21 protein-coding genes are annotated in these 19,704 nt (G+C 43.0%); 7 read left to right on the top strand and 14 right to left on the bottom strand.

Features of this window, described 5'->3' with window-relative positions; all coding sequences use genetic code 11:
- Positions 1-2: 2 nt before the first annotated feature.
- Positions 3-788: an Fpg/Nei family DNA glycosylase gene (locus ACW6NC_RS07115; protein ID WP_457864749.1), complete on the top strand. Its 786-nt coding sequence runs from the start codon at positions 3-5 to the stop codon at positions 786-788.
- Positions 785-1,510 carry a DUF72 domain-containing protein gene (locus ACW6NC_RS07110; protein ID WP_457864747.1) on the top strand — a complete coding sequence of 242 codons (726 nt, stop codon included), beginning with the start codon at positions 785-787 and terminating at the stop codon, positions 1,508-1,510. Before ACW6NC_RS07115 ends, ACW6NC_RS07110 begins: the two co-directional genes overlap by 4 nt.
- On the opposite strand, the gene ACW6NC_RS07105 is transcribed toward ACW6NC_RS07110, so the two are convergent.
- From ACW6NC_RS07105 to ACW6NC_RS07085, 5 genes are all read right to left on the bottom strand, one after another.
- Positions 1,507-2,193 (bottom strand): MBL fold metallo-hydrolase, encoded by a 687-nt coding sequence (locus ACW6NC_RS07105; RefSeq protein ID WP_457864745.1) that lies wholly within the window; start codon positions 2,191-2,193, stop codon positions 1,507-1,509. The two genes, ACW6NC_RS07110 and ACW6NC_RS07105, sit on opposite strands and share 4 nt — an antisense overlap.
- A 9-nt stretch (positions 2,194-2,202) precedes the next feature.
- On the bottom strand, positions 2,203-2,769 hold the full coding sequence (locus ACW6NC_RS07100) for a hypothetical protein (RefSeq protein WP_457864743.1): 567 nt from the start codon (positions 2,767-2,769) through the stop codon (positions 2,203-2,205).
- Between the two features lie 222 nt (positions 2,770-2,991).
- A complete protein-coding gene (locus tag ACW6NC_RS07095; RefSeq protein WP_081212097.1) occupies positions 2,992-3,183 on the bottom strand; it encodes a cold-shock protein in 192 nt (63 codons plus the stop codon).
- Positions 3,184-3,376: 193 nt separating this feature from the next.
- On the bottom strand, positions 3,377-3,862 hold the full coding sequence (locus ACW6NC_RS07090; protein ID WP_457864741.1) for a DUF4168 domain-containing protein: 486 nt from the start codon (positions 3,860-3,862) through the stop codon (positions 3,377-3,379).
- Positions 3,863-3,993: 131 nt separating this feature from the next.
- The gene (locus tag ACW6NC_RS07085) at positions 3,994-5,859 is read right to left on the bottom strand and encodes a DUF389 domain-containing protein (RefSeq protein WP_457864739.1); all 1,866 of its coding nucleotides are present in this window, start codon (positions 5,857-5,859) and stop codon (positions 3,994-3,996) included.
- 134 nt (positions 5,860-5,993) lie between these two features.
- Here ACW6NC_RS07085 and ACW6NC_RS07080 point away from each other — a divergent pair, with 134 nt between their 5' ends.
- Together ACW6NC_RS07080 and ACW6NC_RS07075 are read left to right on the top strand one after the other, a co-directional pair.
- The gene (locus ACW6NC_RS07080; RefSeq protein ID WP_457864737.1) at positions 5,994-6,434 is read left to right on the top strand and encodes a VOC family protein; all 441 of its coding nucleotides are present in this window, start codon (positions 5,994-5,996) and stop codon (positions 6,432-6,434) included.
- Between the two features lie 187 nt (positions 6,435-6,621).
- Positions 6,622-7,383 carry a PepSY-like domain-containing protein gene (locus tag ACW6NC_RS07075; protein ID WP_457864735.1) on the top strand — a complete coding sequence of 254 codons (762 nt, stop codon included), beginning with the start codon at positions 6,622-6,624 and terminating at the stop codon, positions 7,381-7,383.
- A 147-nt stretch (positions 7,384-7,530) separates the two neighbouring features.
- Here the strand turns inward: ACW6NC_RS07075 and ACW6NC_RS07070 are convergent, their stop codons facing one another.
- The 4 genes from ACW6NC_RS07070 to lysA all read right to left on the bottom strand — a co-directional run bounded on the left by ACW6NC_RS07070 (position 7,531) and on the right by lysA (position 11,671).
- Entirely contained in the window at positions 7,531-8,823 is a 1,293-nt protein-coding gene (locus tag ACW6NC_RS07070; RefSeq protein WP_457864733.1) for a hypothetical protein, read from the bottom strand.
- A gap of 143 nt (positions 8,824-8,966) precedes the next feature.
- Positions 8,967-9,620: a fasciclin domain-containing protein gene (locus ACW6NC_RS07065; RefSeq protein ID WP_457864731.1), complete on the bottom strand. Its 654-nt coding sequence runs from the start codon at positions 9,618-9,620 to the stop codon at positions 8,967-8,969.
- Positions 9,621-9,823: 203 nt separating this feature from the next.
- Positions 9,824-10,369 (bottom strand): 2'-5' RNA ligase family protein, encoded by a 546-nt coding sequence (locus ACW6NC_RS07060; protein ID WP_457864729.1) that lies wholly within the window; start codon positions 10,367-10,369, stop codon positions 9,824-9,826.
- A gap of 78 nt (positions 10,370-10,447) precedes the next feature.
- Positions 10,448-11,671 (bottom strand): diaminopimelate decarboxylase, encoded by a 1,224-nt coding sequence (gene lysA, locus ACW6NC_RS07055; RefSeq protein ID WP_457864727.1) that lies wholly within the window; start codon positions 11,669-11,671, stop codon positions 10,448-10,450.
- 274 nt (positions 11,672-11,945) lie between these two features.
- Here lysA and sucC point away from each other — a divergent pair, with 274 nt between their 5' ends.
- Both sucC and ACW6NC_RS07045 read left to right on the top strand, forming a co-directional pair.
- On the top strand, positions 11,946-13,139 hold the full coding sequence (sucC, locus tag ACW6NC_RS07050; RefSeq protein ID WP_457864725.1) for an ADP-forming succinate--CoA ligase subunit beta: 1,194 nt from the start codon (positions 11,946-11,948) through the stop codon (positions 13,137-13,139).
- A 269-nt stretch (positions 13,140-13,408) separates the two neighbouring features.
- On the top strand, positions 13,409-13,741 hold the full coding sequence (locus ACW6NC_RS07045) for a hypothetical protein (RefSeq protein ID WP_457864723.1): 333 nt from the start codon (positions 13,409-13,411) through the stop codon (positions 13,739-13,741).
- Positions 13,742-13,825: 84 nt separating this feature from the next.
- Here ACW6NC_RS07045 and ACW6NC_RS07040 read toward each other — a convergent pair whose 3' ends face one another.
- The gene (locus ACW6NC_RS07040; RefSeq protein WP_457864721.1) at positions 13,826-14,632 is read right to left on the bottom strand and encodes an MBL fold metallo-hydrolase; all 807 of its coding nucleotides are present in this window, start codon (positions 14,630-14,632) and stop codon (positions 13,826-13,828) included.
- 93 nt (positions 14,633-14,725) lie between these two features.
- On the bottom strand, positions 14,726-15,184 hold the full coding sequence (locus ACW6NC_RS07035) for a GNAT family N-acetyltransferase (protein ID WP_457864719.1): 459 nt from the start codon (positions 15,182-15,184) through the stop codon (positions 14,726-14,728).
- Between the two features lie 132 nt (positions 15,185-15,316).
- Here ACW6NC_RS07035 and treF point away from each other — a divergent pair, with 132 nt between their 5' ends.
- A complete protein-coding gene (gene treF / locus ACW6NC_RS07030; protein ID WP_457864717.1) occupies positions 15,317-16,951 on the top strand; it encodes an alpha,alpha-trehalase TreF in 1,635 nt (544 codons plus the stop codon).
- A 26-nt stretch (positions 16,952-16,977) separates the two neighbouring features.
- Here treF and ACW6NC_RS07025 read toward each other — a convergent pair whose 3' ends face one another.
- From ACW6NC_RS07025 to hutI, 3 genes are read right to left on the bottom strand one after another with little or no spacing between them, the layout of a single operon-like run.
- Entirely contained in the window at positions 16,978-17,343 is a 366-nt protein-coding gene (locus ACW6NC_RS07025; protein WP_457864716.1) for a DUF1622 domain-containing protein, read from the bottom strand.
- Complete coding sequence (locus ACW6NC_RS07020) at positions 17,333-18,343, bottom strand: arginase family protein (RefSeq protein ID WP_457864714.1); 1,011 nt, start codon at positions 18,341-18,343, stop codon at positions 17,333-17,335. Before ACW6NC_RS07020 ends, ACW6NC_RS07025 begins: the two co-directional genes overlap by 11 nt.
- Positions 18,344-18,345: 2 nt before the next feature.
- Entirely contained in the window at positions 18,346-19,581 is a 1,236-nt protein-coding gene (hutI, locus tag ACW6NC_RS07015; protein WP_457864713.1) for an imidazolonepropionase, read from the bottom strand.
- Positions 19,582-19,704 lie beyond the last annotated feature (123 nt).

Here is a 19,704-nt window from a genome sequence, read left to right as displayed (position 1 = left end):
ATATGCCTGAATTACCTGAAATAGCCAATTTTAAAAGTTTTTTGGAAGAAACTGTGCTGCATAAGGAAATCGTTGAACTGGGATTTCCCGACACTAAATTATTACAGGGGTCAACCAGCGATTTTAAAAAAGCCCTTCTCCATCAGGAATTCAGGGCAGCCCGCCAACTGGGGAAATATCTTTTCCTGGAAATTAATAAGCATAAGAGTCTTGGGTTTCATTTTGGGATGACCGGTAAATTCGAGTACTTCCGCCATGATGAAATTCCCCAGCACACCCATTTACTGATTACTTTTAAGGATGGCTCTCATCTAGCTTTTGTATGCGTTAGAAAACTCGGTAAGATTTATCTGGTCGAAGGAAAAGCGGAATTTCAAAAAGAAAATTCTTTGGGTAACCACGCCCTGGACCTGGATGAGGAGGAATTTAAAAAATTGCTTGGCCAGAAAAAAGGCGGAGTGAAATCAGCCATTACTGACCAGCACCTGATTTCGGGTATAGGTAATGTATATGCCGATGAGATGCTTTTCCAGGCGGAGATTCATCCCAAAACCCGCCTGGCCAGACTATCGGAAAAGGAAATAAAAAAGCTTTATAAAGCATTAAAAGAGGTGTTAAATACCGCTATTAAAAAAGAAGGAGATCGATCGGAATTTCCTTCGCATTACCTGAGCCGGTCACGCGAAGAAGGGGTGCAGTGCCCTAAATGCTCAGGGAAAATAGCCATGATCAAGGTCTCTGGCAGGAGTACCTATTTTTGCCCTTCATGTCAAAAAGAACAAAAATGAAAGTTCATATCGGTTGTTCAGGCTGGAATTATCGCGGATGGAAAGGACAATTTTATCCGGAACAGCTGCCACAAAAACAATGGCTGCAATATTATTCGGGTATCTTTAATACTGTGGAGATCAACAGCACTTTTTACCGGTTTCCCCGGGATTCCACCCTAATAAAATGGAAAGAAACGGTACCCGATGCCTTTAAAATCACCTTGAAGGGCAGCCGGTATATTACCCACATGAAAAAACTGCATGATGTAGAGCAGAGCCTGGAGAAATTTTATAATGCCGCTTACCTGTTGGGGGATAAGAAAAGTTGTATCCTGTGGCAATTACCCCCGGGGCTTCATCGCAATGATGAAAAACTGGAGTCCTTTTGTAAATTACTTAATCCGGATTTTACCAATGTCATTGAATTTCGACATCACTCCTGGTTTGATCATCAGGTTTACCGGCTCCTTTCCAAATACAACCTGGTCTTTTGTGCGATCTCCAGCCCGGTTTTCCCGGAAGAGTTGATAGTGACAGGAAAGATTGCCTATATCCGGTTTCATGGAAAAGGCAAAAAGTGGTACGATTATGATTACTCCCGGGAAGAACTCCTCAGTTGGTATAAGAAGATCATACATTCAGATATCGATGAGGTCTATGCCTATTTCAACAACGATCTTGGGGCCAGTGCCCCGGAAAATGCCCGCATGCTAAGGTCATTCTTTGAAAAGGAAAATTAGACCTTGATTTTAAAACCATCAAAAGCGGGTATTATTTTAGTTCCCTGGGGTTCCAGGGCATGAAGTTTTTCCTTAGCCTCTTCGATGTCCCGATAAAACCAGTCCCCGTAATGGGTGAAAACCAGTTTCGAACTCAGCGGACTTAAAATACGAACCAGGTCAGGTATCCCAGTATGACCATAGATGGTATCTCCACTCCGGTTTATCCGACCCCCTTTTTGAATTAAGGTCGCCTCGGTAATAACAAGGTCGACCTGACCTATTTTGCTGAGCTCGGCTTTTTCGATCCAGGCAACATCGCCGGTGATAAACACCCGTTTTCCTTGCTTTTCCAAAAGGTACCCAAAAGATTTTAGATTTTTGGCGTGGAGTACAGGCACGGTGGTAATCCTCAAACCCGAAAGTTCTTTTCCCGAAGTAATAAGCTGCAGGTTCGGAAGCAGTGGATGGGGTTGAGGACCGTAATGAGGAATGTCAGAACAGAAGCTTTGCTCTTTAAAAACAAAATAGGCATGATCCGGATGAAAATGGGTAAAGAGAATAGCCTCAGGGTTTCGGTTAAGGAATTCTTCCTGGCCCAGGTCAATCAGAAGTTTTCCGTCAATAAGAATTCCACTGTGATTTTCATATTTTGGTGCTGATGCTTTTATCTTAGCTCTGCATCCAAGGATCTCGATTTCCATAATTGCGTTTTATTCTAATTCATCGATCAGCATCATGATCTCTTCCTGGGAAAGGTAGAGGTTCTTTATTCGTGTTTTATAGACATCGGAGAGATGGGCGTGGTTCAGGATAAAATTTTTGGTAGCGATGATATATTTTCCCATCCCGTGGTTCACCGCGTAGGTATCTGCCACTCTTTCAGCTTCCTGAATATAGGTTTTAGAGGTAAAGTATTTCAACCCAAACCAGAGCATATTAAGCCCGCTTCGTTCCCGGTAATCCATAATATGTCCCAGTTCATGGCCCAGCCATCCAATAAGCACATCGGAAGGCACACTGGTCACATCAAAGACTTCATTTTCAATGACTATTTTCTCACTGATCATCACGAAATAGGACCGCTTTTTTTTATTTTTAAAAATCCCGGTGATCCTGGGCTGAGCCTGCATAAATGACTTCTGGATATTTTTCTTGAATTTGAATTCTATAGGTGTATTTTTTAACTCCGGGTAGTGGGCCAGGGCAATATAGGCTTCCCGCCATATATTATCAGGAACTATTTTATTATTGAATTTTAAGCTATCTTTTTGTTTCATAGATTGTGCATAACCGGGGCATAACAGTCCTGTTGCGAGGACCGCAAACATGATAATCCTGAATACCGATGATTTCAAAATAATTATACTTTCCTTAGGTTCCTAAAATATGGAATATCAAAGAAATGCAACAAACTTAGCATTATAAAAAATCCATAAAAAAAGCCCTGCAAATTAATGCAGGGCCTGAAAATCTTTATAAACTGGTAATTTAAAAAAAGCCTAAGCCTGTTTTACATTTACCGCATTTAAACCTTTTCTTCCTTCTTCAAGATCAAACACAACTTCATCATTCTCTCTGATTTCGTCAATAAGACCGTTTGCGTGTACAAAATACTCCTTGTTTGATTCTTCTTCGGTAATAAAACCGAATCCTTTTGAGTCGTTAAAGAATTTAACTGTTCCTCTGTTCATTGTAACTATTATTTATATTGACTGCAAATATACGTAAAATTTAAATAGTTTGCATAAAAAAATAGATTTTATTTTAAAATTTTTAAACAGAGGATTGTTTTATTGAAAATTTTCCATGTGCGACCAAGCCTAGGAATAAAAAAAGCGGCAGGAATCTCTTCTGCCGCTTAAAAATTTTATACAAGAATTTAAATTATCCCTGTCCCTGCATTAACTTTTGCAGTCTTTGTTGGAGCTTGGTATCTTGTTGCAAAGCCATAGCCAGTTGCTCATAACGCTCAACGCTTAGTCCCTGCTCTTTAATGACATTTTCCATATCCTTTTGGAAATCACCTTGCATATTCTCTATCTCTGTAACTACAGCCTTATGCTTGGCCTCTTCCTCACTGCTTACTTCCACCTCTTTGTTAGGGTCAAGAGAAGCCTGGTGAATTTCATTAAAACGCTTGACTTCAAAACCACTATCTTCAACGGCCTTTACCATTTTTTGCTGGGCTTGTTGGTTTATAAGGGTAATTCCCTGGTAGGCTTTGGCAAACTTAGTAAGCTCTTCATCATTAACTTCCACTTGTTGCTGTTGCTGCGGTGCCATTGGTTGCGGCGTTTGGGCCACAGCTGTAAAGGAACCTATAACAGCGGTAAATAATAGGGAAGTTGCAATTCTTTTCAATCTAAGCATAATCTTTATGTTTATTTATTTTAATAATCAGCGCCGAATCTATTGAAATATATCGGGTTGCAAAATAATTTAGGAAAAAAAACCAGCCAGTTGGAAAAATCTTAACATTTGATACCGAAAAGATTCGGGGTTTAAAATTGCCGGGCTGATATTACTTCCAGCTGTATAGGTTGGGCAATGCTTTCCTCGATTTGCCTTTTAATATCCACCATATCCTCCTTTTCAAGGTTTTCGGTACCTACCAGGGTTAGACTTACTTTCAATGGTGTGCCAAAACGCACCTTTACATCCCGGAGAATCACCTCATTAAAAGTGGTTCCTTCCAGCTGCCTGGTAATGTTGGCTTCCTGTTGAATACGATTAAAGGAAAGCGATAGCGGGATCAGGATCATGGCTATGATGATGAAGGTATAAACAAGCCCCATTTTTGCTCTTTTAAAGGGCGCGAAACCTAAGACCAGGAAAGTGATTCCAGCAAACATAATAATTCCTGCCATATTGGTAAGGTAAAGCAAAAAGGCTCCGGAAAACACCTCCCAATCCCACCAACCAATACCAATACCGGCTACGGCAAGCGGGGGCACCAGGGCCACGGCAATGGCCACCCCGGCCAGGCTTTTGGCAATCCCTTCTTCGGCATGAGCGTAAGCTGCCGCAATCCCGGAAGCTACAGCGATCCCCATATCCAAAAGGGTGGGAGAGAGCCGGGCATCAATCTCGGAGGTGAGTACCTTAAGGGGGATAATAAGGCTAACTCCGGCAGCAAATAATAACGAAACCCCAGTCCCTATCAGGATGGTAATAAAACCTGTTTTGAGCATTTGGGTGTCATAGCGGACCATGCCCATGGAAAAAGAGACGATGGGGGCGATAATGGGAGCAAGGATCATGGCTCCAATAATGACCGGGGAAGAATTCCCAAAAAGCCCAAAGGTCGCGATAAGTGTGGAGAGGATCATCATAATGACATACGGCGAGGTCGTCATCGCTTTTTCCCGCAATACCTTGAAAAGATCTTCAAATTCTTCCGCAGTGGCCCTGGGCAGAATAGGAAGGGGACGTTTGGTAAGTTCCTCTCTTTTCTGTCCTGTGGGCAGCTTGTCTATCTTGAAGCTTTTTTTAACATCAGGCCCTCTTTTTTCGGTGCAGTACATGCTGACCTGTTTTAAAACAAGGGCTTCGGGCTGTACTTCCAGAGAAATACTTTCGGCAGAATCTGTTTGTCCGTCGACGGTGTATTCAATTTTGGAAGTGTTTTGTATTTCCAGGTTGGAGATTTTGATCTGGCCGATGAAAGCGGGGAGTTTACCAAGTTTTTTCCTGATAGGGATTAAACTACGCAAGAGGAACAGTAATAATTCAAAAAGGTTTTGGGGTGAAAGAATCAGCACGTTGAACATACCGTCATTCATGGCACTTTCCGAAACAAGCCTTCTGGCCACCACGGAACTCAAGGGATGCTCAACCACGATGATACCCAGGGCCGAGGTATGAATTATTTTCTCCCCATCAGCTTTTAAAAGATAGGAATGGTGGGAGAGGGAAGAGAGCCGGCGTATATTTTTAATAAAGGTCTTTACCTCGAAAAAGAAACTATTCTCTTTATGTTCTTCTGAAAAGATAAAAGCATTTCCCAGGTTTACCGCCTGGAAGACAGGCTTCCCGTTACAAAATAAAAGGTCTAATTTATGGCTTTCTTCAGCCTCGAGGATCTCCTCTACGGCTTCATCCAGTTTGGAAGAAATGCCCAGACCTTTGGAAGTATACACATTATCCCGGTGGGGAAGAATGCCTACGGGCCAACCCCGGTTTGCCGCCCTGGGAAGGAATTCCCTAAGATATTCATCGCTTAAATAAGTGATTAATACACTATCATTTTCGGGTTTGAACTCCGGGTTGGGATATTCAATTAATTCATACTCCTTTCCATCTAAGAGTGTAATCAGTTCTTCTTTCACTTCCGATTCATCATCGGGGTGGTAAAGGATATAAACCATAGGATGATTAAGCTTTATCCTGCAAGTTAAGACTTTTTGACACCCAAAATACAAGTTTTAACCTCAGTTTTACAGTTAACACAGGCAATTCAATTATCTTGTAAAGTGCTAATGAACTAAAAAACACAGAGGTTATGCCCATACAAAATGTACCGGCGATATTTCTATTCGCTGCCACTTCAGAAGTCAATAAATACAACCTGAGAAAGGACCACGACACCATCCGGGTAAGAGATCTAAAAGAATCTGCTGATTTTTATAGAGATATCCTTGGTCTGGAAGAAATTCACAATGGAGGCCTTGGCGATCATATCAAGTGGTTTCAGCTCAATGACAGGGTACAGCTACACCTTGTGGAGAGCCAGGAAGTCATTGAGAAATATAAAGGGGTACATATGGCTATGAGAACGGATCTACTGGATGCTTTTATGGATCATCTTAAATCCAGGAATATCCATTTTGAAACCTGGAAAGGAGAAGCAGGTACCTCCAACACCAGGCCAGACGGTATAAGACAAATATATTTCCAGGATCCCGATGGTTACTGGATTGAAGTCAATGATGGCAGACATTAAGGAGGTTTTGACGGATCTGAAAGAGCAGAATACGCGATTGATCTTTCCGGTCTATCGGGTAATGAATTTTAAGAAGGATTTATGATATCCCTTTGCAATGACTTCTGCTGATGTACGTTTTATTTTGCTACGGGGTCTCGGCCCAAGCCAGGCTCTAGAATATTTTAAGAATAATTAAAAAAGAAGTATGATGAAAATTAAGTATTTAGGAATTACATTGCTGACTGCCTTTATAGGCTTTTCCTGCAGTTCTGATGACGACAATGAGGTGGGTACTGAAGTAGATCTTAATGCCACAGCAATAAAAGCGGATGCTCATGTGCAAACTTCCAGTTTGCCTCAACCCATCCTGGATTATGTATCTACTACCTATCCCGATCTCACGATTAAAAAGGCCGAAATTGAAGACGATGATACCTATGAAATAACCCTTAGTGATGAAACTGAGCTGATCTTTGATATGCAGGGGGTTTTCATCGGCATAGATAAGGATGAGGATGATGATTTCGGTGATGAAGATATAGCTCCGACTGAGCTTCCACAGAACATCCAGGATTTCATTGCCCAATATTTTCCAGGGGTGGGAATCGATGAAGCTGAGCGCGAAAATAACGGTAATTATGAAGTGGAACTGGACAATGATGTAGAACTTATCTTTAATTCCGATGGTGAATTTTTAGGCCAGGGAAAAGATGAGGATGAGGATTATGATGACAGGGATGAGGACTTAGATCCTGATGAGCTTCCCCAGATTGTCTTGGATTATATCTCTGAAAATTATCCAGAACAAACCATCATTGAAGCCGAGAAAGAAGATGAAGGCTATGAGGTGACCCTAAATAACGGAGTAGAACTCGAATTTGATTTAGAGGGTAACTTTGTGAGTGCTGAGGATCACAATGGTGAGGACGAAGATGATGATGACCAGGACGAAAATGAAGATGACTAAAAGAATTTAAAATTCTTTTCAAACTTAAAAAGGCTGCTTAATTTCATTTTTTAGGCAGCCTTTTTTATAGGAATATATTCCCTGGTCTTAACAGGAAAAATTAATCTTCCAAAGGGGGCATTTTTTTTGAAGAATTCCACCTATACCTCAATTGTTTTCCAGGTGTTGGGCACACTCAAAACACTGTAAAAGTTGCGGACTTATTTGCAGGTCTTCAGATCCCTTAAGGGGTTCGCTAAGTAGCTCTCGTTCCGAGATAATGCTGTGAAATTCCCTGGCGGTCTCTACCAGGTGGGCCCGACGACCCTTTATCTTGGTTTTAATCTCCTTGCCATCCAGCTCATATATATTATCGGGCCACACCGTAAAGGCACTATCCAAGACCTTATCATTGAGAAGTTTTTGAAGTCGCTTTGCTTCCTGACTAAAAATATGTTCCGGGGTGTACCGGAGAAAATATACATCATGCGGATAAACCAGTCCGGGTAGGTAATCGATCTCCTGCTCAAAAGGCCTGACCATAGGTTCTATATTTTTATTGGAAATAATTTCAGGAATTACCCCATCAATATTGAAAAAAGCATTGTCCCTGTCCCCCGCCAGGGGATAAGCGGTAAAGCGGTTGGCTTTTTCCTGAATAACCCAACCCCATTGCTTGGCATGCCGGTCCCAGTCCCCGATAAGCAGATCAAATAGTCTGGCCCTGACCAGTGCACTTTCGTCAATTCTTATAGCTGCACCGAATTTCTCCTTCCATTGCTGCAGTGTTTTGGTATCCAGTATTTCCACCACCTGCTCTACTTTGGTCCAGTTCTTTTTTCCTTCGGTTTCGTATTCCAGTAAAAACAACCTGTTGCCGTATTGCTGGTTGTAGGCTTCACCTAAAAAATCCTGTCTGGGAACAAAAACCAGCCAGGGGTGGGTGTGAAGCACACCGGCCGCCTCGGATAGGGAAGCCGAGAGAATGGCACCATAGGGATGGGAGGCCGAAATAGCATCTATGACGATATTTTCAAGACCCAGGCTACGGGCAAAGTCCGGGACGTGGGAGGCCGGATCTTTATTTACACTGCGCAAGGAATAAAGAACTCCGTCCGGCCCTTCCAGGCGCAGGGAGTGGGTTTGGCTCCCACCGCCTTCTTTGACGATCTTCATCCCGCCAAAAAGGGTATCCAGAAATACAACCGGAACCTTCACCGGCGCGGACCAGGCCTGACGGTAATTTTCACCCTGGATAAAGCTTTTTAATATATTTCCCTCATATAAACTACTTGCAGCCACTACTACCGAATCATGTTTGCTGAAATCTATATGCTCCAGGTCATTGAATTCTTTGATATTTACTGTGTCAAATTCCTTATCACTACTCGATACAGAGATATAAACCAGGCTAATTAAAACCAGGAGCACTAGTAGGAGGATCCAGAGCGTCTTTTTCATGGTAAGCAAACTTTATGGGAATAAAACTATGATTTTAGAAGGAAAATAAAGACGAATTCCCAAGGATTTTTTGTCGGGAAGCACAATAGCAAAAGGCCATCTTTCAGACGGCCTTTCCAATTCAAACAAAACTATCGCTAAGCTTACTCTAGCGGCAAGATCACCCCATCGATCACATGAATAATCCCATTGGATGCAGAAACATCTTCGGCGACGATATTGGCGGTGTTCCCAATGGCGGTAATTTCTTTTTGCGCATTGACTTTAAAACTTTCTCCCAGTAAAGTTTCGATAGTACGGTAATTTTTTGGGGGTACTACACTGTTGGCAGCACGACGCCCCTCGGTAACGTGGTATAAAAGCACCTGTAAGACAAGGTCAGCGGGAAGATCCCGTATATTGTCAATACCCAGAGCTGTATAAAGACCTTCAAAGGCCTGATCTGTTGGGGCGAAAACGGTATACTGATCTGTACCGGTTAAGAAAAGGTTAACCAAACCGGCATCTAGTTCTTCATCCACATATAGCAGGGCGTCAACCAATTCATTAAAACCTCCTTCTATTGCGATGGTGGCAATGGCATCCTCCCCTGGTGCCGGGGCCGCTTTTTTCTTAGCGGGATCTGCTTTTTTGGTACTATTTTGTTCCAGTACGTCATAAACACTCATCTGGTAAGATTCGGTTTGAATTTCCACATCTTCTTTTTCACAGGATACCAGAAAAAGAGATAAAAAAACAATAAAAAGGACCGTTATAGAAATTCTTCTGTAAGCGATCGGCACGGCGTAATTTTTCATAACATTTTAATTTACAGTTTATTAATACTGCTGTAAATATATCGAATAAAATAATATTGTTTAATCTTTTAACTAAATGTTTAGACAAAAACTATATTTTGTAAGAGAAATATTTCCAGGGATTTTCCGGGAAAGGATTAAGTGAATTGTATTTCCGCCAGGAGGTCAAAAGGAAGACAGCCGAACTTCAGGCACCCGGGCTTTTAATGGATTTTCTTAAATGAAAATTCACCAATGCTTTCCCATAAGCTTCCAGTATGCCTAAAGAGTACAAGGCTTTTGGCAGCAAATGAATCCTGGAACCTACGGTCTTTAAGGGCTTTCCAGGCCTCTTCAAAATTGACTTTGTTGAGGTCCCGGGTTGCTAAAGTGATGTGTGGATGGAAGTGGTGCTCCTTTAGATTCCTTTTTAGCCCCAGGTCTCGCTCCAGACATTTATGTAGCTGTTTCCTGAGCTCAAAAAGTACTGGATTTTCGGTGATGTTTATAAACAGCACTTTTTGAGAAAACCGGTCAAAACCCGAAGCCTCTATGGTAAAGGTTTCCTGCTTTCCGGCAAAATGCTCCAGGGTATGCTGGAGTTTTTCTTCCCTGGTGCTACTTATCCTGAAAGGAATCGCCAGGGTGAGGTGTGCCGGCAGTTTTAGCGCGTGTTTGGTCTTGTATTTTTCGGCAAGTTCCAGTTTCAGCTCCCTGATGCGTCGGCTCAGAGGCGGGGAGGGGACAATGGCGATAAAATACAGGTTCATCTGGCAGTAATTTTTCCAAAGCCTTAGATGTTCAACACAGGCTAAACTCTGCTTCCGGATTTTAATTTCAAGTGGAAGCTACTGGCCATCCGGGGATTCCAGATCGATCATCACCTGGTGTCTCAACAGGTCTTCGAATGTTTCTCTTTCTCTAATAAGATGAGCCTTACCATGATACCAAAGCACCTCGGCAGGTCGATACCTGGAATTAAAATTACTGGCCATGGAGAAACTGTAGGCTCCGGCATTGCTGAAGGCCAGGATATCTCCTTCTGTGATCTCTGCAATACGCCGGTTGTTGGCAAAGGTATCGGTCTCGCAAATATAGCCCACCACCGAGTAGAAGCGTTGTTTTCCTTCAGGATTAGAAATATTGTGAATATCGTGGTGAGACCCGTAGAACATAGGACGGATAAGATGATTAAAACCGGTGTCTACCCCCGCAAATACCGTTGAGGTGGTCTGCTTGATCACGTTAACCTTGGTCAGGAATTTTCCAGCTTCACTGACCAGGAATTTTCCGGGTTCAAATACCAGGGTGAGTTCCCGACCGTATTCCTGGCAGAAAGTCTTAAATCTTTGGGTGAGTTTTTCTCCCAGTTCTTCGATATCAGTCTCTATGTCTCCGGCTGTATAGGGGACCTTAAAGCCACTCCCGAAATCCAGAAACTCAAGGTTTTTAAAGTTCTTTGCGGCATCAAATAAAATTTCCGAAGCGCGAAGGAAAACCTCAATATCCAGGATATCACTGCCGGTATGCATGTGGATACCATTGATGTTCATCCCGGTATTTTCTACAATGCGCAGTAAAAGTGGCATCTGGTGAATGGATATACCAAACTTCGAATCCACATGGCCTACGGAGATCTTGGCATTCCCCCCGGCAAGAATATGCGGATTTATTCGAATACAGACCGGTACCTCAGGATGCTTGGCACCGAATTGTTCGAGAATGGACAGATTATCAATATTGATCTGTGCCCCCAGGGCTACTACTTCTTCGATCTCCTCCAGGGAAACTCCATTAGGGGTATAGATGATGTCCTTGGCATCGACTCCTGCCTTAAGTCCAAGCATCACCTCCTGAACCGAGACGGTATCCAGACCACATCCCATAGTATTGAGGTATTTAAGAATGGAAATATTGGAAAGGGCTTTAACCGCATAATGTATACGCAGATCCTTTACCTGGCTGAAAGCATCTTTCAATCGGTTATACTGAAAAGCAATTTTCTCAGCATCATAAACATACACAGGGCTGTCAAACTCTTTGGCAATGGCAAGGAGGTCTTGGTTGGTCATATCTGGAAAAATTTAGGCGCAAAATACAGGAGAAAATAGAACTCCCGCAAGCACAGGTCCCAAAAATAACGAATTCATTTAAATTGTTTTCTTTGAAATGTGCCAGGGAATTTACAGGAGTGCTTCACGGCCTTATTGCAAAGGATTATATCCCGCAAAATCAATTAACTGCTTCCCGGGGAAACCTCCATTATTAAAGGAAAAAAGATTGGTACAATACTTTTGGTTTTGTTACTTTTGTCTACCGTAATTAAATCTGAAGAAATACCTGATTATGAACATACACGAATATCAAGGAAAAGAGATTTTAAATAGTTTTGGCGTGCGCATTCAGCGCGGGATTGTAGCTCATAATGCTACCGAGGCTGTAAATGCTGCCAAGGAATTAACCGAACAAACCGGAACCGGTTGGCACGTTATTAAGGCCCAGGTGCATGCCGGAGGCCGTGGTAAAGGTGGCGGGGTAAAACTTGCTAAGAATCTCAAAGAGGTTGAGGAAATTGCAGGAGATATTATCGGGATGAACCTGGTAACTCCACAAACTTCAGCCGAAGGAAAAAAAGTACACCAGGTTCTTGTTGCCGAGGATGTTTATTATCCAGGGGACAGCGAGACTGAAGAGATATATATGTCGGTATTGCTTAATCGAGCTACCGGAAGAAATATGATCATGTATTCTACCGAAGGTGGAGTGGATATTGAGAGCGTTGCCGAAAAAACCCCTCATCTTATCTTTACCGAAGAGATCGATCCTTCTGTAGGATTGCTTCCCTTCCAGGCACGTCGCGTAGCCTTTAACTTAGGCCTTAGCGGAACAGCCTTTAAAGAAATGGTGAAATTCGTGACTGCGCTTTATACCGCCTTTGAAAAATCGGATTCTTCACTCTTTGAGATCAATCCGGTACTTAAAACAAGCGATGATAAAATCCTTGCTGTAGATGCAAAGGTAACCCTTGACGATAATGCGCTTTTCCGTCATAAAGATTATGTGGAAATGCGTGATATCCGCGAAGAGAATCCAACAGAAGTCGAAGCCAAGGAGGTTGGTCTTAATTATGTAGATCTTGATGGGAATGTTGGTTGTATGGTCAACGGGGCCGGACTGGCAATGGCTACGATGGACCTTATCAAACAGGCAGGAGGAGAACCTGCAAACTTTTTGGATGTTGGAGGTACTGCAGATGCCAAAAGAGTAGAAGAGGCTTTCCGAATTATCCTTAAGGACGAAAAAGTTGAAGCTATTCTTGTCAATATCTTTGGAGGTATTGTTCGTTGTGACAGGGTAGCTCAAGGAATTGTGGATGCCTATAAAAACCTGGGAGACAAGGTAAATGTACCTATCATCGTTCGTCTTCAGGGTACCAATGCCGATATTGCTAAAGAACTCATAGATAACAGCGGATTGAAAATTCACTCTGCCGTTGAATTCCAGGAAGCAGCAGATAAAGTACAGGAAGTACTTAGCTAACGGCCTGAATCATACCTTATTTTTTAAAACCGCCAGTCATGGCGGTTTTTTTATGATCCATAATCTGCTCCTGGGCGGTTACATAGTTCTTCCCGATTGCTACCTAGAAATACAGGCCTTTTCTCCTTATCAGATAAATTACCCGAGCCTTGATTTGAGGGTCTGGTCTTCTTAATGCTTGGGAATAATTATAAAATTTAATTGGTTACCTGTAACATTTTATGTTTTTCCCAGTCTTTTTTAATGTATAACCTAATAATTTATTTATTATGAAAAATTTAAAAATGCTTTTTTTAGTGATGGCCATTTCTTTTGGTTCAGCACTTCAGGCAGCCGAACTGCCCATCGACCCAACCTCTGCTTTCAAAAATGAAGTGGAAAAGCTCCTTGAGGATCTACCTATAGAACTTGAGGAGGAAGAGAAAGTAATCAACCTGACCATTACTTTCAACAAAAATAACGAGATCGTGGTATTGACCGTAGATTGTGATGATCCCTATGTGGAAAGTGTGATTAAGAAACGTTTGAACTATAAAAAAGTGGCTTCACATCTAGACAGTGCTATTAAAGAGTACAAATTACCTATCAGGCTCAAAGCTTAAGATCGATCAAAAAATGTAACGAATTAAATAACCCGGCTCATCACCGGGTTTTTTTTGCTCTTCCTGGGGACTCTGGTCTAAAATTCATTCCATATCTGGATACCATTGCAGTTGGACCACCTTGATATCCTCATTGGCCTGATTAACAAGGTTTTTAAATTTATCTACATCAGCCAGGCCGTCCTGGCCTCTGTAATGGTAAGGGTACACTTTTTTGGGCTGGAATTCCAGAACGGCATCGGCTGCCTGATCTACAGACATGGTATAAGGAAGATTCATGGAGACTAGCGCGATATCAATACCTTCTAATGCTCTCATTTCTGGAACTCCTTCCGTATCTCCCGATATATATAATCGCTGACCATTTTTTTCAATAACATAACCATTGCCCCGACCTTTTTTATGTCGTGATTCAGGATCGTCCTGGGGGAGATTATACATAGCAATGGCTTCGATGGAAAATCCCATAACCTCCTTGGTTTGCCCGTTAGCCATTACCAGGACCTTGTCATGCAGCTCCTGGGGTAGTTCATCCTTTACAGCCTGGGGAGCGATAATTTGCACATTCTCAAGATTCAGTCCAAGCAGGGTTTCCGCATTGAGGTGATCTCCATGATTATCGGTAATTAATACAAGACCGGGCTCCTCCATGTCCTCAAATGCCTCGGCTCCTCCCACCGGGTCGAGGTAGAAAACTTTCTGATCCCAGGTGATCACTGCCGTAGCATGCGATATGGGTTGAATATTGATGTCTTCCTGAGCCTGGTCTTTTTGATCACTATCAGAGGTTTGCTTTAGTTCAGTTTTCCCCTCCTGAGGGGCTTCCCGTTTTTCGTTTTTACACCCGGTAAGAAATAGTCCAAATGCCAGGATGGCAAATAAGTGTCTCATAGTTTTTGGTTTTAGATTGAATCCTTTACTGATATAGAGGATGTTATAAAGTTAACCAACACAAAACAGATGATCCGGAGCTTTAATAAAGATTTAAGAAAGGGCTAAGCGCAACTTTATATCTCCACGGGAATAGGGGTTGTTCTCCCCAATAGGTATTTCCCTGAACCCGTATTTTTTGTAGATATGAATCGCGTTTTCCAACTTGCGGTTGGAATAGATGATCAGTTGGTTCCAGCCTTGTGCTTTAGCGAATTTAATACTATGTTCCATTAATTGCTGACCGATCTTTTTTCCCTGGTAACCTGGGGTAATAGCCATTTTTGTAAGTTCGAAAACGCCCTTGTCCATTTTCATCAGGGCCACACAACCTATGATCCGGTCATCTTCCTTGACCAGGAAAATAGTTCCACCCGGTTGCGTGATGTATTTCTCAGGATGACCCAGTACCTCTTTATCGTGTGGCTCTACCCAAAAGTATTTTTCCAGCCAGGCGATATTAAGTTGCTTAAAATCCTCGGCGTATTGAGGCTCGTATGAGATTATTTCCATGATACGATGTTGAAATTTTTGGCTAAAATAGAAAATTAAGTGCTTTAAAAGTTTTGGTCTTAAACCTTAGCCCCTTAATTAGAAATTATTTTTTACTTTCACCCCTGCCTGACCAAAAAAAAACACCCTGATATGAAAAAGCTTTCAGTCCATTTTCTTTTTGTATGTTCTTTTCTACTATTGAATGCCTGTGCTACCGGGGTAATAACCGAAGAAAAAAAAACCGAGCAGCAAAAGACCGATCAGAAACAGGTAAGTATTCTTCCTCCCGAAGCCCTCTACGGGGAATTGTTCTATGAGGTCCAACACAATGACTCCTTATTTTCCGACAGCAAAACTTTTGTGGATGCCGTACCCCGAATTGCCCCGGAGGATATTCGAGAAAGCTATATAGAAAACCCTCCAAAGACCCATGCTGAAATGGAGGATTTTCTAGAGGAGAACTTCGTCATCCCGACAAATCGAAGCAATTATCAAACGGATTCTTCATCAATAAACCTGCACATCAAAAAATTGTGGGATGTGCTTAAACGCCCTTCTGATAAGCAGGTATCGGGAACATTAATTCCCTTACCCAATCCTTATATAGTTCCAGGCGGTAGATTTCGTGAGATCTATTACTGGGATAGTTATTTTACGATGCTGGGTTTGCAGGAAGATGGCGAAACTCAAAGCATTGAGAATATGCTTGATAATTTTGCCTGGCTCATCGATACTTACGGCTTTATTCCCAATGGAAACCGGACGTATTATTTAAGCCGGTCCCAGCCTCCATTCTTTGCATTGATGGTAGGGCTATTGGCCGAAATCAAGGGAAAAGAGGTTTATAAGAAATACTTGCCTGCCCTGCAAAAGGAATATGATTTCTGGATGGCCGGAAGCCAAGACCAAGAAGCAGGGGCCTACAGAAGAGTGGTAAGACTTCCAGATGGGGAACTGCTAAATCGGTATTGGGATGATAAAAACTCCCCAAGACCGGAAAGTTACCGGGAGGATGTGGAAACCGCTGAAAAAGCTATAGCTCAAAATCCAGACCGTACCAGAAAAGAAGTCTACAGGGACCTAAGGGCTGCTGCCGAATCAGGATGGGATTTTTCCAGCCGATGGCTCAGTATAAATGGGAATGGTGATTTCAACCTTTACAGCATCCATACCACACAAATTATTCCGGTAGACCTCAATAGCCTGCTTTATAATTTAGAGCAGAGCCTGGCCCGGGCCTATGAACTGGGTGCAGCACCTGAGAAGGCACAGGAATTTCGAAAAAAAGCAGAAAACCGAAAAACCGCTATGGAGAAATATCTCTGGGAGGAACAATCGGGTTTTTATTTCGATTATAATTTTAAAGATGCTAATACCACCGGGATCTATTCCCTGGCGGGGGTATATCCACTATTTTTCGAGATATCCAAGGAAGCACAGGCTCAGAAAGTAGCCCAGACCATTAAACAGGTTTTTCTTCGGCCTGGAGGCCTGGTAAGTACCCCACACCATACCGGACAACAATGGGATGCGCCCAATGGATGGGCACCGCTTCAATATATGAGTATTGAAGGCCTTCGCAATTATGATAAGGACCAACTTGCCCTGGAAATCAAAAAGCGCTGGTTAGACCTTAACCAGAAGGTCTATTCGAAGACCTATAAATTGCTGGAAAAATATAATGTGGAAGACCTAAGTAAGGAAAGCGGGGGAGGGGAATACCCGACCCAGGATGGCTTTGGCTGGACCAATGGGGTCTATCAGAAACTCTCCGGGCAGGATTAAGAGAGAATTTAAAATTTCCTAAGCTGCTACTTTTTGCCTGTGGTTTTGCTTCTATTTTGTTTCCAGGGCCATTTCCCTTCTATTTCTACCTCCAGGGTAAAACTCAGGAAAGTTCGAATCAGGATGATGAGCCCGAGGTTTAGAATTTGCCCAATTTTGGCATCGTGGACCACCGTGGCAATAATATCGGCGGCGATGAGGATCTCCAGGCCCAGGAGGATGGCACGTCCTAATTCTTCGCGAATCTTCTGAAAACTCCTGATTTTTACGCCCTGACGCTTAAAGGCATAGCGGCCAAGGGCGATAAAGATGCCGATGACCATGACAAGGATCCCAATTCCTTCTATAACCAGGGCAGTGATTTCAATGAGTTCTTTTACTTTATCTTCCATGGGCCGCGCTAAGAAAATCAGTGATCAAAAAGGATAAGGCTTTACCTACTGCTCCCGTCTCTCCAGGGCCAGGGGCCGCTTCACAAAGGTGCAGGTATGTACATTCTGGCAGACGTGCAGCAAGGCTGATAAAATGCCGGATCGCTTCGATGCTCAATCCAGATGGGGTTTGGGCACTGGCAGGAAAATTCTTTATCACATCGCAGTCTATTTCCAGGCCAAAAGCTTCATCCCGGATGAATTCCAGGCTGTCCAGAAAAGCTGAATTAAGCGCTGGAGTACCAAGGGCCAAAACCTCTTCAAATAATCTGAATTCGATATCTTCCGAAGTCTTCATTTGCTCGAAAATATATTGTGGGGTATAATTTCTGGCCAGACCAAAGATTGTATAGCGGCCTAAAAAACCTTCCTCCCTGGCAAAACTGAAGCCGTTTCCACTGTGGCGATGTTCCAGCTTGCGAAGATCGCTATGGGCATCGATATTAAGAACATTCAGGGCTTGTCCTAATGCCCTGGAACTTCCTTTAATGTTGCCATAGGAGTTGTTATGACCACCCCCGATGATAATTGGGATCTTTCCTGCACCAACAATGTACTCCACCAGAGAACCCACCTTTTGATCTATCAGGATGGTCAGGTCTCCTAGTTTGGGAAAATAATTGGGATCGGACACATCGATATTGGCTGCCTTTTTCATTTCCGAAGCCGGGTCAATATGGCCCAGCAATATCAGATTTTCCGCATTGGTATATTCATTGACCTGGATGTTTAGTAAGGAATTTAGGCAGGCTTCCCAGGCATGGGAAGCCCCGGGTTTTCCATGATTGGCACGGACTCCGATGTCCTCCGGGATTCCAAAGATCACAAACTTGGCTGGGTGCTTTTCTAGATCATCCAATTCGTTGATAAAGGCGATCTTTTCACCAAATTTCACCTCGCCCTTTCGCAAGGAGATCAGCTTTTCTACGGTATTGAAATTATAGCGCTTGAGGCCTTCCATGATTATACTTTTTGACCATTAATAAATACGGATTCGATGGAATTGCTGCCAAAGGCATAGGGAAGGTATGCATAGGAAGGAATTTCTTTGGTCAAAATAAAATTCGCCTTTTTTCCTCTACTGATGCTGCCGTGGCTCTGACTGAGTTCCATCGCGTAAGCCCCGTTGATGGTCGCTGCGTTAATGGCCTCTTCCGGGGTCATTTTCATTTTAATACAGGCCAGGGAAACCACCAGGTTCATATTGCCGCTGGGGGTACTCCCGGGATTGAAATCAGTAGCCAGGGCCAGGGGAAGTCCGGCATCCAGCATCTTGCGAGCCGGGGTATAAGGAATACTCAAATACAGTGAACAGGTGGGCAGTGCTACCGGCATGGTAGAGGTCCCTTTCAGGCTATCGATATCCTCCGGGCGCATTACCTCCAGGTGGTCTACACTTAGGGCCTGATGTTTGATCCCACTCTGAACACCACCTATGGCATGGAATTGATTGACATGTATCTTGGGTTTCATCCCGTATTGCCTGGCTGCTGATAAAAGCCGGTCGGTATCCTCAAGTGTAAAATATCCCTGCTCACAGAAAATATCAATGTATTGAGCCAGGTTTTCCCTGGCCACCTCTGGCAGGATCTCATTGATTACCTTATCGATATAGGCCGTGGTGTTACCCTTATATTCCATGGGAAGGGCATGAGCCCCAAGGAAAGTAGCCTTAATGGGGATGCTGTAATGTTCTTTGAGTTTTCTGATCACCCGAAGCATTTTGAGCTCCCCTTCTTTGGTAAGACCGTAACCGGATTTGATCTCTACAGCTCCGGTACCCAGGCTCATGACCTCTTCCAGGCGCTCTGCTGATTGCCGATAGACTTCCTCCTCCGGGGTCTCCTGCAGGGTTTTAGCCGAATTGAGGATGCCTCCGCCTCGTTTAGCAATTTCCTCATAGCTCAAACCATTGATGCGGTCTACGAATTCCTGTTCCCGATTTCCCGCGTAAACGATATGAGTATGGGAATCGCACCATGCAGGGAGAATCATTTTTCCCGCGGCATTAATGGTCTTGTCCGCTTTAATTTGGGAAAGCTCTTCCATTTTTCCGAAATCAGCTATGCTATCATTTTCTATGAGCAACCAGGCATTTTTAATAGTAGGCAACTCTTTCATCTGGGCTCCGGAGAGTTTTTCGACAGGAGTTTCCCGTACCTGCAGTAGTTCTTTTATATGGGTAAAGAGTAATTTCATTTTCTTAGGTGTTTTGCCAGATAAAGATATAAAACAGGGAAGAAAAATAAAGGAAATGCTGGCAAACTATAGCCTAATGTTTATTTTAGAGGAAATTTTGAAAAATTTAACTGAGCAATAGTA

Source organism: Salegentibacter profundi (genome assembly GCF_054121475.1).
The sequence above is the reverse complement of the archived record's forward strand: the minus strand, read 5'-3'. Positions and strand labels throughout refer to the sequence as shown.

Excerpts from the sequence above, each read along its gene's own strand:
- ACW6NC_RS07020 (WP_457864714.1), bottom strand. The coding sequence starts at position 18,343 with ATGGAAGGCCTCAAGCGCTATAATTTCAATACCGTAGAAAAGCTGATC.
- ACW6NC_RS07060 (WP_457864729.1), bottom strand. The coding sequence starts at position 10,369 with ATGAACCTGTATTTTATCGCCATTGTCCCCTCCCCGCCTCTGAGCCGA.
- ACW6NC_RS07110 (WP_457864747.1), top strand. The coding sequence starts at position 785 with ATGAAAGTTCATATCGGTTGTTCAGGCTGGAATTATCGCGGATGGAAA.
- ACW6NC_RS07025 (WP_457864716.1), bottom strand. The coding sequence starts at position 17,343 with ATGGAAGATAAAGTAAAAGAACTCATTGAAATCACTGCCCTGGTTATA.
- hutI (WP_457864713.1), bottom strand. The coding sequence starts at position 19,581 with ATGAAATTACTCTTTACCCATATAAAAGAACTACTGCAGGTACGGGAA.
- ACW6NC_RS07040 (WP_457864721.1), bottom strand. The coding sequence starts at position 14,632 with ATGAGACACTTATTTGCCATCCTGGCATTTGGACTATTTCTTACCGGG.
- lysA (WP_457864727.1), bottom strand. The coding sequence starts at position 11,671 with ATGACCAACCAAGACCTCCTTGCCATTGCCAAAGAGTTTGACAGCCCT.
- ACW6NC_RS07075 (WP_457864735.1), top strand. The coding sequence starts at position 6,622 with ATGATGAAAATTAAGTATTTAGGAATTACATTGCTGACTGCCTTTATA.
- ACW6NC_RS07070 (WP_457864733.1), bottom strand. The coding sequence starts at position 8,823 with ATGAAAAAGACGCTCTGGATCCTCCTACTAGTGCTCCTGGTTTTAATT.
- sucC (WP_457864725.1), top strand. The coding sequence starts at position 11,946 with ATGAACATACACGAATATCAAGGAAAAGAGATTTTAAATAGTTTTGGC.
- ACW6NC_RS07035 (WP_457864719.1), bottom strand. The coding sequence starts at position 15,184 with ATGGAAATAATCTCATACGAGCCTCAATACGCCGAGGATTTTAAGCAA.
- ACW6NC_RS07090 (WP_457864741.1), bottom strand. The coding sequence starts at position 3,862 with ATGCTTAGATTGAAAAGAATTGCAACTTCCCTATTATTTACCGCTGTT.
- ACW6NC_RS07095 (WP_081212097.1), bottom strand. The coding sequence starts at position 3,183 with ATGAACAGAGGAACAGTTAAATTCTTTAACGACTCAAAAGGATTCGGT.
- treF (WP_457864717.1), top strand. The coding sequence starts at position 15,317 with ATGAAAAAGCTTTCAGTCCATTTTCTTTTTGTATGTTCTTTTCTACTA.
- ACW6NC_RS07045 (WP_457864723.1), top strand. The coding sequence starts at position 13,409 with ATGAAAAATTTAAAAATGCTTTTTTTAGTGATGGCCATTTCTTTTGGT.
- ACW6NC_RS07115 (WP_457864749.1), top strand. The coding sequence starts at position 3 with ATGCCTGAATTACCTGAAATAGCCAATTTTAAAAGTTTTTTGGAAGAA.
- ACW6NC_RS07065 (WP_457864731.1), bottom strand. The coding sequence starts at position 9,620 with ATGAAAAATTACGCCGTGCCGATCGCTTACAGAAGAATTTCTATAACG.
- ACW6NC_RS07085 (WP_457864739.1), bottom strand. The coding sequence starts at position 5,859 with ATGGTTTATATCCTTTACCACCCCGATGATGAATCGGAAGTGAAAGAA.
- ACW6NC_RS07080 (WP_457864737.1), top strand. The coding sequence starts at position 5,994 with ATGCCCATACAAAATGTACCGGCGATATTTCTATTCGCTGCCACTTCA.
- ACW6NC_RS07100 (WP_457864743.1), bottom strand. The coding sequence starts at position 2,769 with ATGAAACAAAAAGATAGCTTAAAATTCAATAATAAAATAGTTCCTGAT.
- ACW6NC_RS07105 (WP_457864745.1), bottom strand. The coding sequence starts at position 2,193 with ATGGAAATCGAGATCCTTGGATGCAGAGCTAAGATAAAAGCATCAGCA.